Origin of the sequence: Capnocytophaga sp. oral taxon 380 str. F0488 (assembly GCF_000318255.2) — a bacterium.
Taxonomy (GTDB): Bacteria; Bacteroidota; Bacteroidia; order Flavobacteriales; family Flavobacteriaceae; genus Capnocytophaga; species Capnocytophaga ochracea.
The window spans coordinates 129,708-143,459 of the sequence record NZ_KB291171.1 but is presented as its reverse complement, the minus strand read 5'-3'; the positions used below and the strand labels follow the sequence as shown (position 1 = coordinate 143,459).

The following is a 13,752-nucleotide window of genomic DNA, read 5'->3' as shown; positions in this document are numbered from 1 at the left end:
ACGATTGGTATAGAAAGGGTATATAAATAGTTGAAAGTGAATGGTTAAGAGTGAACGTTTTTTTGTAAAAAAGGTACTGAAAAGTAATTGTACAGGAGCGGATAAATAAATCTTTTTTACTTTTCTTTTGTTACTATTAATTTTTTTTGCTACTTTTGTCACATTAATAATCAACCTTTAAAAATATTCACAGCTATGATTAAAAAAATCTATCAAGTAGCCATAGGCATTGCTGTATGTCTTGGCTTTGTGGCTTGTAACTGCAATCAAGCTACTTCTAATGAGAATAAGAGTAGAAGTTCTTATCAAATTAAAGTAACTACCCCCCCTCGTCCAGCTGGGCAAACAGATGTACTAAACCTTACTACTCCTAAAATGGATACCGTGCGTGTGGGAATCATTGGTCTTGGAATGCGCGGACATAGTGCGGTAGAACGTTATATGCACGTGCCCGGAGCGAAAGTTACAGCTATCTGCGATATACGTCCTGAAATGGTAGAAAAAGCGCAACAAGTAATTGAAAAAGCAGGACATAAGCGTGTAGCCCAGTACACAGGTGATGAAAATGCTTGGAAAGCGCTATGTGAGCGCAAAGATGTAGACCTCGTGTACATAGTAACTGACTGGAAACACCACGTACCAATGGCGCTTTATGCTATGGAACACGGTAAACACGTGGCGATAGAAGTGCCCGCAGCTCTTGATATGGAACAGATTTGGGCATTGATTAATATGAGTGAGAAGAAACGCTTACACTGTATGATGCTTGAGAACTGCGTGTATGACTACTTTGAAATTACTACTCTTAATATGGCACAACAAGGACTCTTGGGTGAAGTGATTCACGGCGAAGGCTCTTATATTCATAACTTAGACGACTTTTGGACTGAGTATTGGAACAACTGGCGTTTAGACTACAATGTTAAAAATCGTGGAGATATATACCCTACGCACGGTATAGGTCCTGTATGCCAAGCGCTTAATATTCACCGAGGAGACAAGATGAACTATTTGGTTTCATTTGATACGCACGCTTTTAGAGGTAAAGAAGTCTACAAACGCGTAATGGGCAAAGAAGATCCTAACTTCCAAAACGGTGACCTTACTGTTACAATGATTAAAACTGAAAAAGGGAAAACCATACAAATACAACACGATGTGGTAACACCACGCCCATATTCACGTATGTATCAACTTACTGGAACGAATGGATTTGCGAATAAATATCCGATTGAAGGTTATCTTATTCAGCCAGAAAATATAGCAAAAGACGAAGTACCTAACCACGAAAATCTTTCAGCACACAGCTTTATGCCCGAAGAGGCTAAAAAAGCAATGATGGAAAAATACAAACCACGTATTCTTAGAGAATTGGAAACTAAAGCAAAAGAAGTGGGTGGTCACGGTGGTATGGATTTCATTATGGACTATCGTCTCATCTACTGTTTGCGCAATGGTTTGCCTTTAGATATGGACGTGTATGACCTTGCTGAATGGTGTTGCTTAGCACCTCTTTCTAAACTATCATTAGAAAACGGTAGTGCTCCTGTAGAAATACCCGATTTTACTCGCGGAGCTTGGAATAAACAAAAAGGTTACAAACACGCGTTTGCTAATTAGAATCCCCACCCCTTTCCCTCCTCCAAGGGGAGGGGGTAGGATAATATATTTTTCTAACTATTTATATTGCATTCTCCCTTCCTTGGGAGGGGGTGGGGGAGGATTATAGAACTTATGTCAAACGTATTACGTCTTCCTGCGGAACAACTATATGCAAAAGAATTAGAGGCTCTAAAAGAAGAGGATAAAAAACAAGAAAAGCCCATAGGCTGGCAATTGTCGCCTAAAGCAGTGTTGAAATTTGTAACTGGAGGTACTGCCAGCGGGGTAGAGATTACCCCTAAGTACATCGGTCATAACCGCTTGGTGGAGATAGCTATAGCTACACTCCTTACCGACCGCTCTCTGTTGCTCATAGGTGAGCCAGGAACCGCCAAATCGTGGCTTTCCGAGAACCTTACAGCAGCTATTTGTGGCGATTCGGGCAAAGTGATTCAAGGTACTGCGGGCACTAGCGAAGAACACATTCGCTATTCGTGGAACTACGCAATGCTCTTGGCTAACGGGCCATCGCACGAAGCCTTACTTAAATCACCTATTTACCGTGCGATGGAAACGGGGACTGTCGCTCGTTTTGAGGAGATTTCGCGTTGCGCCTCCGAAGTGCAAGACGCGCTGATTTCTATTCTATCGGAGAAGAATATTGCCATTCCAGAACTCAGTGAAGAATTACCTGCTCAGCGTGGTTTCTCTATTATTGCCACAGCTAATACTCGCGATCGTGGTGTAAACGAGATGTCCTCAGCACTCAAGAGACGTTTCAACATCATCGTGCTACCTGCTCCTGCTACTTTAGAAACTGAAGTGTCTATCGTAACCAAGCGCGTAGCCGAGATTTCTAACAACTACAAACTGAAAGCTGCCTTGCCAAGCAATGAAGCTATAGAGAAGATTGTAACTATTTTCCGCGAATTGCGCAAAGGAGCTACTTTAGACGAAAAACAGAAACTCAAATCTCCTAGCGGAGTTATTTCTACTGCAGAAGCTATTTCGCTTATCACCAATAGTATGGCATTAGCAGGCAGTTTTGGCAACGGCACTGTTACCGATGAAGATTTAGCATCAGGATTGCAAGGAGCTGTAGTAAAAGACGAAGACAAAGATAAAATGGTGTGGAAGGAATACCTCGAAAATGTAATGAAGAAACGCGGAGCATTGTGGCGTGAACTTTATAACCAATGTTCAGCAATGAACAATTGATAATTATCACATTGGCAAATTGACAAAATTGCACATTTCCACATAGTAATAAATAAGTGAATTGTATTCAGGGTGCGCTTGAATCCACTGATGCAAGATAGGTATAAAGGTGGCGATAATCTCTTTATCGCCACTTTCTAATATATGTTTGCTATAAGCGATATAGATTTGCTCTGCCAAAGGCATTATAAGTATACCTTGGTATGACTTAGGTGCAAAATCCTCAGCGCGCAGAAACGGCATCACGTCAGTAATTACTTCCAAATATTCCTCACGATCTTTATACGCTTTGTGCAACTGCTCAGCTAGGGCAGAAAACGCTTTTGAAGGCATCGTGAAATACATACCTTTCAAATTCTCGTACAGCACATCAATAAGTTCCATTTTTCCTGTTTTGCGCAACTGTGCGAAGAACTTCACGTATTGCCAAAGTAGTTGGTCGGTGATGAGCACTTCTTCAATGCTAAAACGTAGGTCTTTGAGTGCTTGCACATATTGCAGAAAAGTGTCTAAGTCGTTTTCGACTACTGCCCTCTTGCAAAAATCGTAATACACCCAGCCCAACGAATATTTGTTGATACTGCTATCGTTTTCCTTAAATTCCTCAAGAGCGATGCGCAACGCCTCGTCCAAGTCACCTGCTTTGCGCAAAGCCGTTACCTCACTTATCATCATTTCTTTACAACTCTAAAAAGGGTGATTTTCTCATTGCCCGAAGCAACCATAGTTTGCTCATCTACAAAGAGTAGCGCGTGATAGACTTTATCTGAAAGTTGTTGCCAACTTCTACCTTGGTCGTTAGAGAAGAAAAGACCATTAGGCGAAGTTGCCACCAAAGCATTTCCTTCACTATTAGGAATGTATTGCACACAACTTGCATAGCCAATAGCCTTGTCGGTCACGATAGGCTGCCAAGTTTTACCCCCATCAAAAGTGAGTGCGCCAGAGCCTTTGCGCTCTGTAGGTTGTTCATAATCACCGCCGAGAACGATGCCCTGCTGGTCGTTGTAGAAAGCTATGGTGAAAGCTCCTTGAGTAGGCGAACCTTGGGCGAGAGGTAGGGTAGCGAGGTCTTGCCATTTATAGCCCTTGTTGTCCGAGAACAACACCCTGCTCTTACTGCCGCCTGTTACCACCCATAGTTTGTTGCCATAGTGCGCCAAAGCCGAGTTGCTAGCGGCGAATACACTTTCACCCTCTTCGAGTTTGGGTGATTGTGACCACGAGAGTTTCGTCCATTGTTGTCCGCCATTGTGCGTTGTTACTACCGATAGGCGATTGTCGATAGGGTCGCCAATAGCGATGCCAAATTGGTCGTCCATAAAGCGCAATACATCGTAGAATATATCGGGGTGTTCCTCGCGATACACTTCTTCCATACCACTTTGTTCTGCTTTGTAGAGCAATGCAGGGTTGCCGATAGAGAGCATAAAAAAGTTCTGAGTCGTTGCTGCCACCGCGCGGAAATCCGAAATCACCCCGTGATTCTTCAAGTTAGAAGTCGCAATGGTTTGGTTTTGCGTGTTGATAAAACCAAAGGTAGCATCGGAGCCTGCAAAAGCCACGTTTTTCTCTAAGAGCACCATTGCTCGCACGCTTATCTTCTCCAACGGAAAAGACTTTACCTCCATCAATTCAATAGTAGTGTCCTTATAAGGATTAGAGTGCTTACACGCCCCAAGGCAAAGCAATATAAAAATAATAGCAATATGTTTCATATCTCAGTGATAAACAAAGGCAAAGATAATGTTTTTGCTTGGAATAACAAAGAAAGAATATATTTTTTCTCGACACTGACACAATTTATCAGAGTAGCGCCTTACCTTTGCACTGTGAAACTAAAAAGACAATCATTACTAAAACTTTTTTGAACAATTCTAAGACGTATTTTAGAGAAGATTAGAGAATCTTTATCACTTCTCCTAAGTCCAAATACACTAAATATTTTCCTTTTACTTGCCAGCCTATGGCTGTTAGGTTTTGTTGGTAATGCTGTAGTTGGGTGCGGTATTGGTCGTTGGGTTGTCCGGTTTTGTAATCTATGATATAGACTTCGCGACTGCTTAGGTTGTAGGCGAGTCTATCGGGGCGGAAATAGTTGCCGTTAGCGTCTATAAATTCACGTTCGGTAAAATATTCGTAGTCCTTGCTAAAGAAGGGTGCTAAAATATTGTTGTTGAGCAAACGTACCATTTGTGGTTGCAATAGCTCGTATTGTTCGGCAGTGAGTGTGCCCTCTTGTAGTGTATCGTTGAGCACAGTATCAAGGTCGGTGGCATAAGTGATTTTCGAGAATAACTCGTGAATGAGGTTGCCGCGCTCCAAGGCTTCTTGTTGGTGAGTGTCCCATAGCAGGGAAGCCCCTGTCGCAATCTTGTAGTTCGGATGCTGCCAACCTTTTTGGAAAGGAATAGGTGATTCTTCTGTAGTTTCTTTCTCTTTTTTCTTAGGAAATACAGCACTTCCAAAGGTATATTCCACTACATCGCTATTCCACTGTCCGTTTTCTTCTAAAAACTCTTTAAAGAGTGTGCCATAAGTCTCGGCACTGCTTTTGGAGAGTGAGGTGATTACATAGAGAAATGATTCGGGACGCGTCATTGCTACATATAGCACATTTAGCTGGTCGAGGAGGTTTTGTTCGTGTAATTGTGTCATCAGCTCTTCGGCTTGAGGGTCGTAGTTCACTAAACTTTTATTGCTGTTTACCAGCAGATAGTCAAAGCCGTTAAACTGTTCGCGGTCTACGAGAAACCAAAGTTTTTCAGTGTGAGTATCGATGAGTTTGCTATCGGCGAAAGCGTAGATAATCACGGGGGCAGAAAGTCCTTTGCTCTTGTGAACCGTCATTACAGTAATAGCATTCAACCCTTCGGGTGAACTGATACTCAGTTTTTCTTGCTGGTCGTCCCAAAACTCCAGAAAATCGGCTAAGCCTCCTTTGCGCGCGTTCTTAAAATCGAATACAATATCCATAAAGTGAGTGAGATAAGCATCAGAAGGGCGAGCGAGGTCAAAGCAATTTACCGCCAAAGCTACTCCTTCGTATAAAGAATATTGGTTGAACAGCTCTATAGAGAAGTGAAAATCGGCAAGGAAAGTATTTACGGGTTTCTCTACATATTTGCTGAGGAAGAGGTGAGGGTCTTTAGTTTCTTTAAAACGAAGATAATCAAAGAGCAATTGCAGTTTGAGTTCTTCACTTTCAGGGTGATAAAGCAGGCGTAATAGGGTGACGAGAAACTGTACCGATGCGACGTTTTTCAGCAATAGTGAATCAGGTGAAATCACATTTCTCTGCTGTTCTGAAAGGAAAGAGGCTACAGCAGCTCCTTCGCGGTTGGTGCGCACCAATATAGTAATATCCTTATCGGCTGCCCCTGATCGGTTAGCGTGTTCTATTTTCTCTAAAATAGCTTCACAATAACTCCGTTCGCGCGGTGAAAGTGCTACAACATTGCTATTGTCTTCTTCTGTAGGCACTTCTTCTTCTCCGACTTCTATAAACGAAAGATTGAAATAGCCTTCAGGTAGGGATTGGTCTTTTTTGTTTTTGGGATATTCCTGTGTAGAGTTTTTGTAAAGTTCTTTGTAGGTCTCACTTTGGAAAAGCTCTCCAGCAAACTTAAAAAAATGGTTGTTAAAATCGATAATGGCTTCTAAACTGCGAAAGTTTTCATTGAGGTCTTTTACTTCTCCTTTGATGCGGAAAGGGTTTACTTCATTGTTATACAGACTCATAAACTGTTCCGCTTTTCCTCCTCGCCAACGATAAATCGATTGTTTGGCATCGCCTACAAGTAATACCGACCCGCACTTATTGTTCACTTCACTTTGCACTGCATTGAGGATAAGCGGTATAAAGTTCTGCCATTGCAGTACTGAGGTGTCTTGAAACTCATCGATAAAATAGTGGCGGAATTTCTCACCTATACGTTCGTAGATAAAAGGTGCAGGCTGGTTGCTAAGCTCTGAGGAAATCACTCCGTTGAACTCCCATATAGGCAAGATGTTTTCTTCTTCTTTAATGGTCTCTATTTCTTTTTGTATGCGGTTGAGTAAAGCCAAAGGCACAACATATCTCAGCGCGTTGTTCGCAAAGGCAAGAGCACCAAAAGCCTTTTTGATTGCCAAAAACAAGTTGGCAATCATCTCTTGCAAACTGTCTATCAGGGCAGTATCGTATTTCTTACCTGCTGAACCAGAATAAAGAGGTTCGCCTTCTAATAGATTGTTTTGCCAACCACTGCCCCACGAAGGCTCCTTAGAGTTGTCGGCAGTGAGGTTATCGAAGAATTTGTATAAATGTCCTCCATTAAAAGCGTCTTTATCCAAACCGTGCTCACACATCAGTTGCATAAAGTCTTGGGCAGAAGTTTTAATGCTTTTCAGGGCATTGTTGCGTTGTTTGAGTAAGGTATTTTTAAGGGTTAGAAAATCGGGTATCTCCTTGTCTTTCAGTGATTGTAATTGCTCGTAATGGTTCTCATTGGTAAGCATTTCGGCTACGCCTAATAATTCTTTAGTAGTATCCCAACTCTTGTCGTCATCTATCTTTTCATTGGCAAAATCGATGAGCAATTGGGTAAGCTCGGGGTCGTTTCCTGCCTGATTCATCAAATTATCAACTGCTCGCTCTAGTAAAGCCTTGCTGTCCAACTGTACTTCAAAGAAAGGATTGAGATGCAAATCCTGTGAAAAGTGGCGTATCAGTTGGTGATTGAACCCATCGATAGTACTGATATTAAAAGCCGCGTAGTTGTGCAGTATATGCTCTAAAGCCTTAGCCGAACGCGTTCTCAATTCTTCGTCGGGGAGATTCAATTCCTTTGCTAATTCACTAAACATAGCGTGAGGTTGGGTGAGCATTCTGTCCTCACTGAATACCCCTAATAACTCTATGATGCGGTTCTTCATTTCAAAAACCGCCTTATTGGTAAAGGTAATAGCGAGTAACTGCCTAAACAAATCGGGTTGCTTACTGCCGAGAATAATTCTCAGATAAGCTTTCACCAGACTGTAGGTCTTTCCAGACCCTGCCGAAGCGTTGTATATAGTATAATTTGCTGAAGGTGTATTCATTTTTTACCTCTTACCTTAAAATTGCGCTGCAGGAGCGGTATCGTTGTTGAGCTTCTTGTCTACCGAATTGTTCTTTCCTTTGGAGAAATCGTAGCTAACCCCTAATACAAACATATTGCGGTTGTTTTCTATGTAGGTATAGCTATGCTGGTTTACCAAACCTTCGTAACTGCTCTTCATCTTGTATTCCGAAGGCATTCCTAACCAAAACACACCACCTTTAAGTGTCCAACTACCTAACTGATATTCTATAAAAATATCATTGTTATTTTCATAAGTGCTCATAGTGTTGCCGTCTATGTAATAAATAGGAAAGTTGAAACTGTAATCTACCCTCAAATCTTTATAGCTAAAAGTAAGTGATAGGTTGTTGTCGATATAATCATTGCGAGCGCGTAGTCCAGCATCAGTAACCAAAGTCTCACGTGTAGGGGCTATATTAGCTGAAAATACAAATAAATCATTCCTTAATGGTTTAAAAGTACCATCTAATGAAAAACCAAACTCCTCGTGATATTTACTGTTTTCATAAGTGCTGAGTATTCCATTGCGTACGGGGTCTTTGATATAAATATCAGTAATTACTCGTTGGGTGTTTTTGTAGAAGGGTTGAAGGTTAAAATCGGTGTACTCATTGTTGAAAGTATAAGAGAGTCCAGTCCAAAATATATGTTGTGATTTTAGGTAAGGATTTCCTGTCTCCAAGATGTTCGGCGCTTGTTGTGCTATATTGCTACTGAGTTCTGCACTACGCGGGCTGCGGGGTACATAGTAACTTGTGAGGCGCAAACTCTGGTTATTAGCGAGTTCATAACCCAACACTACCTTCGGCGTAAACACCCATTCGGTAAAAGTGTTTTCGGCACTACGGTTGTGGGTGTGGGTAAGCCCAGCACTGGCTCTGTACATAAAATTAGCCTTTTTGCCTACAAACTCGGTGTACAAATACTGATTGGTATAGGTAACATCGTAAGCCGAAGTACCTGCCAAGTTACGTAAGTCGTTGTCGATAAAAGTACTACTAATGCGGTAGCCCGAATTGAGTTTGCCTATAGTAAACTGATGAGTATGTGCTACTTCACCTACCCAACCGCGTTGTTTTACTTTCAAATCCATATCATCGTCGTACACATTCTGCTGGGTTGCGGTCTCCCATTCCTTTGAGAGGTTTTCTTTGGTAGTGTTGTAATAACTCCCTACGACGTTCACGCTCAATTCATCACGTTTGCCTAATTTTTTAGAGAAGTATAGGTCTACTTTGGGGCGCAACCAGTGGTCGTGATTTTTACCTGATAAAGTGTGATGGCTAACTGTTGTTTCTTGTGTAAATAGGTTTATGCCATTGCTATGTGCAGAGCGATTCAAAAGCTCCATTCCTGCTTTAACTTGAAAATTGTAGTTTTGTGGTACTACTGCGCTATAACGCACCGAAGCGTTGTGCACATTATAGCTAAACCCTGATTTTGACTCTTGGTCGTTTGCATAACGCACACCCGATAGTTCGTAATCGGAGTGTTTTTCATAGTATCTATCGTTGTAATTGCGAAACTCCAATTTGTATTCCACTCCCAACGTATGTTTGCCTTTGGTGTAGTTACCATAAGCCGAAGCATCTACAAAACCCGTAGTAAGTGCCGAAAGCCCATCCACCCCTACCGAATACCCCTCTTCAGCCGAACGAGTGATGATGTCCACCACTGTGTCAGCCCTATTGCTCCAGCGCGCAGGCGGAATATCGTAATAGTCTATGCGTGCTACGTTTTGAGGAGCGATACCGCGTATTTGCAAGTCGGTTGCCTCTACACCGTTCACTAATACCAAGAGCGTACCCCTTTTAAGGGTAGCAATCTGGTTGGTTACAGGATTGAGGTGCAGGTTAGGCAAACTGCGTAAGAGGTCTTTGGCATAGCGTGCTTGTTCCACAGCTTTCTTTTCAAAGGTAAAACTCGCCTTATCGGTATACTGTGTTTTGCGCTGTGCTTTTACAATTATCTCATTGAGCACAATCGTATCCAAAGGTGTTTCAGGCATTACTTCTTGCGCTGTAGTGGTCATAAAATAAACTAATAGTAAGCTGGTTAAAAGGAGTTTCATAGTGTTAATCTTTCTAATTTTGTAGGGTCATTTCTATTATCCCAAAAAGAAAGTATTTCAATTCTGTCGGTTATGCGGTAAATAATAGAGAAGTTTTTAAGAACTAATAGACTCCTTATCTTGAAATATGGAGTGCTCAAATAATGCTCTTGTCCAATAAAGGGATTATATATAAGCAAATCCTCACTTTTCTCCACTTCATTCATAATTTTTATAGAATAAGAGTTTGATTTATTATGGTTTGTCCAATAAGACAAAATATCATAATACTGCATTTCTGCTTCTAGTGTCCATTCTAATTCCCACATACTATTTCACGTGCTTTTTTTCTAACTTCAGTATAAGGTTTTAACAATCCATTATTAGCTTGTTCAATACCTCTTTCTATGGAAGTTAATTGTGCTTCAGTGAAATGTGTTTCACTCCTTTCAAAATAGATTTGTTGTTCCTTGAGCCATTCTTCCACTAAAAGTTGCTCTTCTGTGTTTAAAGGTTGTACTAATATATTCATAGTTTTTTAGGTATATTGTTAAGGATAATTAGTTGTATAGCTCCTTTTATCCTGCAAACTCGTCTAACATATCCAAAGATGGTACAAAGAAAAGTGTTCCTGTTTCGGCAGTGCTGAAATCTAATAGACGGTCGTAATTGCCAGCGGGATTGCCTATAAACATATTGGTAAGCATCTTTTCTACCGTGCTAAACGTATTGGCATAGCAGATGAAGTAAGTGCCCATTTGGTGACTTACGGGGTCGTGGAAAGGCATATTGTCTCTCACTACTTTTAAATCATCACCTACATTGGCAAGTGCCGAGTGCGCGTTCGATGGCTTCGTATCCTCGTCCATTTCTATGTCCATTTCTTTGCTACGCCCTATTACTTTTTCTTGTTCGCTAACGGGGAGCGCACGCCAAGCGTTCATATCGTGCACGTATTTTTGTACGAATAGATAACTTCCTCCTTGATAATCGGGGTCTTCATCACCCACTACGGCAAACTGTTCGCGTTCTGCGCCACGCGGATTTTCGGTACCGTCTACAAAACCAATGATAGCGCGTCCGTCCCAATATCTAAAACCTTGTACGTTTACAATACCATTGGCGATGGGTTGCATTACCTCGCTAATGGCAGCTGCCATATCGTAAGCCAAGCTGGGGTTGTGCGCGCGGATATGAAAGTGTAAGTCGCCTTCGGTGGATACAGCCGTGTGTTTACTACCTCTGATGGGCTCAAAATCTTTGAGTTCTTTGGGGAGCGGTTTGGGTAACCCTAAAGTAAGCCACGCCCTATGGCTAATGCCTATGGTTACACTAGCGCGACCTTCAGGAAAGCGGTCGGCTACCGAGTTGTTGAGGTTTCCTACCAAACCACATACTTTTGCAAAAGTATTATTAAGTAATGTCTTGTCTATATCTTTTTTAAATACCCATACCAAAAATATGGTATTGTTATTAGGCAAGTCTGTTACATTCTGATAATTCATTATATTAAGTATTTTTAATTTTTTAGGGATATTTCACGCGCTCTTTTCTTAACTTCAGTATAAGGTCTCAACAATCCGTTATTAGCTTGCTCAATACCTCTTTCTGTGGAAGCTAATTGCCCTTTTGTGAAATAAGTTTTTCTTCTGTTAAAAGAAATCTGTTTTTCCTTGCTCCATTCTTTTACTAATAATTGCTCTTCGGTATGTAAAGGTTGTGTACTATGATGTTCATAGTTCATTCATTTTATAACTTCCTAAATTCACTGATGTTCTACCGAATAATCGTTTGAGTTCTATCAGGCCCCACCGATACTACTTTGATGGGCACTTCGAGTTCTTTCTCTAAGAAACTGATATAATCTAAAAGTTCTTTGGGAAGTTGCTGGTAATTGGTGAGTTTGGTAAGGTCTTGTTGCCAGCCTTTGAGTTCCGTATATATAGGCGTTACGTTCTGTTCCTCTATATTGTAAGGCAAGTGCTTGATTTCTTTTCCTTTATAAAGATATGACGTACATACTTTTAAAGTCTCAAAACCGCTGAGTACATCGGCTTTCATCATTGTCAGTTCGGTAACTCCGTTTACTTGTACAGCATATTTAAGAGCTACCAAATCAAGCCAACCACAACGGCGACGCCTACCGGTAGTGGCTCCAAATTCGCGACCTACTTGGGTCATTGTTTCGCCTACTTCGTCGAACAGTTCGGTAGGGAAAGGCCCACTGCCCACACGGGTAGTATAAGCCTTAAAGATACCTATTACCTCACCAATACTGCGAGGCGCTACACCTAAGCCCGTACAAGCTCCAGCAGCCGTTGTGTTCGATGAGGTTACAAACGGATAGGTACCAAAATCAATGTCCAACATAGAACCTTGTGCTCCTTCGGCAAGTATTTTTTTACCCTTTCTGAGGGCTTGGTATAGGTATTCTTCACTGTCGATAAGCTGAAACTCTTTCAGCACTTTTATCGCTTCAAAAAACTCGGCTTCCAACTCTTGTAGGTTATACTGAATATCTACCTTGTAGTTAGCGAGCATTTCTTCGTGTTTATCGGTGAGGTTACGGTAACGCTCGTTAAAGTCACTGAGCTCTATATCGCCCACGCGCAAGCCGTTACGACCTGTCTTATCCATATAGGTAGGGCCTATACCTTTAAGAGTAGAACCTATTTTAGCTTTACCTTTGGAAGCTTCCGAAGCAGCATCTAAGAGGCGGTGGGTAGGCAAGATAAGGTGTGCTTTGCGCGAGATAAGCAAATTCTGTTTCAGGTTTACCTCGTAAGGAGCGAGCGCCTCTATTTCTTTTTTGAAAATGATAGGGTCTATCACCACCCCATTGCCTATAATATTTACAGCACCTTTGTGGAAGATTCCCGACGGAATAGTGTGTAACACGTGTTTAATACCGTTAAATTCAAGAGTATGTCCTGCGTTAGGGCCTCCTTGAAAGCGTGCGATAATGTCATAGTTTTGCGTAAGGACATCTACTATTTTCCCTTTTCCTTCGTCTCCCCACTGAAGACCTAATAATAAATCTACTGCCATTTTTGTTTCTTTTATTTAGTTGCTCTCTCTTCTTTTGGGGCATCTGCTTTCCGTGTACCGTAAAAATAAAGAGAGTGATTGCTAATATTAATGTTAAAAACCTCTTCTATGGTTTTCTGTATTGCTTGAATACGAGGGTCGCAAAACTCCACAATCTCACCCGTATCGGTAAGGATTACGTGGTCGTGCTGACGGTCAAAATACGATTTCTCGTAATACGCTTGGTTTTGTCCAAACTGATGTTTGCGCACCAAACCACATTCCAGCAAGAGCTCAATCGTGTTGTAGAGGGTCGCTCTACTCACCCGATACTTTTTCTTTTTCATATTTTCATAGAGGGTCTCTATGTCAAAATGGTCGTTGTATTCGTAAATCTCCTTCACAATCGCATAGCGTTCAGGGGTCTTACGGTGTCCGTTGTCTTCCAAATATTTGGTAAGCACCTTTTTTACAATCTCCAAGTTCTCTTCGGAGGTGTTTTTTTTATCTTTCTCAGCTATATTTTTCATATATTAAATATGTTTTTCAATAAAGGGCAAAAGTACTATTTATTTTTCAGAAAACAAAACACTACTATTATTTTTCAAAGCAAACACACCTCAGCCTCGCTACATTCGCCCTTTTAGCATTGCATCAACTCCCCCTTTAAAGGTAGCCAGCGACAGCTAGGTATGTGTAAAGGGAGAGGTTTGTCGCCTTTTCCAGCTTGTCCCCCTTCGGGGGTTCGGG

General features: G+C 41.5%; 12 protein-coding genes. 2 read left to right on the top strand and 10 right to left on the bottom strand.

The window, feature by feature from the left end; translation table 11 throughout:
• Positions 1–195: 195 nt before the first annotated feature.
• Complete coding sequence (locus tag HMPREF9078_RS00950; protein ID WP_009418839.1) at positions 196–1,620, top strand: Gfo/Idh/MocA family protein; 1,425 nt, start codon at positions 196–198, stop codon at positions 1,618–1,620.
• A 114-nt stretch (positions 1,621–1,734) separates the two neighbouring features.
• A complete protein-coding gene (locus tag HMPREF9078_RS00945; protein WP_009418838.1) occupies positions 1,735–2,820 on the top strand; it encodes an AAA family ATPase in 1,086 nt (361 codons plus the stop codon).
• 6 nt (positions 2,821–2,826) lie between these two features.
• On the opposite strand, the gene HMPREF9078_RS00940 is transcribed toward HMPREF9078_RS00945, so the two are convergent.
• From HMPREF9078_RS00940 to HMPREF9078_RS00895, 10 genes are all read right to left on the bottom strand, one after another.
• A complete protein-coding gene (locus tag HMPREF9078_RS00940; RefSeq protein ID WP_009418837.1) occupies positions 2,827–3,495 on the bottom strand; it encodes a hypothetical protein in 669 nt (222 codons plus the stop codon).
• Positions 3,492–4,538, bottom strand: a complete 1,047-nt coding sequence (locus HMPREF9078_RS00935; protein ID WP_009418836.1) for a hypothetical protein — start codon at positions 4,536–4,538, stop codon at positions 3,492–3,494. The genes HMPREF9078_RS00940 and HMPREF9078_RS00935 overlap by 4 nt, the downstream gene beginning before the upstream one ends.
• A gap of 181 nt (positions 4,539–4,719) precedes the next feature.
• Positions 4,720–7,902 carry an exodeoxyribonuclease V subunit beta gene (locus HMPREF9078_RS00930; RefSeq protein WP_009418834.1) on the bottom strand — a complete coding sequence of 1,061 codons (3,183 nt, stop codon included), beginning with the start codon at positions 7,900–7,902 and terminating at the stop codon, positions 4,720–4,722.
• Between the two features lie 15 nt (positions 7,903–7,917).
• A complete protein-coding gene (locus tag HMPREF9078_RS00925) occupies positions 7,918–9,996 on the bottom strand; it encodes a TonB-dependent receptor domain-containing protein (protein ID WP_009418833.1) in 2,079 nt (692 codons plus the stop codon).
• Complete coding sequence (locus HMPREF9078_RS00920) at positions 9,993–10,304, bottom strand: type II toxin-antitoxin system RelE/ParE family toxin (protein WP_009418832.1); 312 nt, start codon at positions 10,302–10,304, stop codon at positions 9,993–9,995. Before HMPREF9078_RS00920 ends, HMPREF9078_RS00925 begins: the two co-directional genes overlap by 4 nt.
• On the bottom strand, positions 10,292–10,507 hold the full coding sequence (locus HMPREF9078_RS00915) for a hypothetical protein (RefSeq protein WP_009418831.1): 216 nt from the start codon (positions 10,505–10,507) through the stop codon (positions 10,292–10,294). The genes HMPREF9078_RS00920 and HMPREF9078_RS00915 overlap by 13 nt, the downstream gene beginning before the upstream one ends.
• Before the next feature lie 46 nt (positions 10,508–10,553).
• Entirely contained in the window at positions 10,554–11,480 is a 927-nt protein-coding gene (locus HMPREF9078_RS00910; protein WP_009418830.1) for a Dyp-type peroxidase, read from the bottom strand.
• A gap of 14 nt (positions 11,481–11,494) precedes the next feature.
• Complete coding sequence (locus HMPREF9078_RS00905) at positions 11,495–11,719, bottom strand: hypothetical protein (RefSeq protein ID WP_009418829.1); 225 nt, start codon at positions 11,717–11,719, stop codon at positions 11,495–11,497.
• Between the two features lie 32 nt (positions 11,720–11,751).
• Positions 11,752–13,023 (bottom strand): adenylosuccinate synthase, encoded by a 1,272-nt coding sequence (locus HMPREF9078_RS00900; RefSeq protein WP_009418828.1) that lies wholly within the window; start codon positions 13,021–13,023, stop codon positions 11,752–11,754.
• Between the two features lie 11 nt (positions 13,024–13,034).
• Positions 13,035–13,532, bottom strand: a complete 498-nt coding sequence (locus HMPREF9078_RS00895; RefSeq protein ID WP_002673241.1) for a Fur family transcriptional regulator — start codon at positions 13,530–13,532, stop codon at positions 13,035–13,037.
• Positions 13,533–13,752 lie beyond the last annotated feature (220 nt).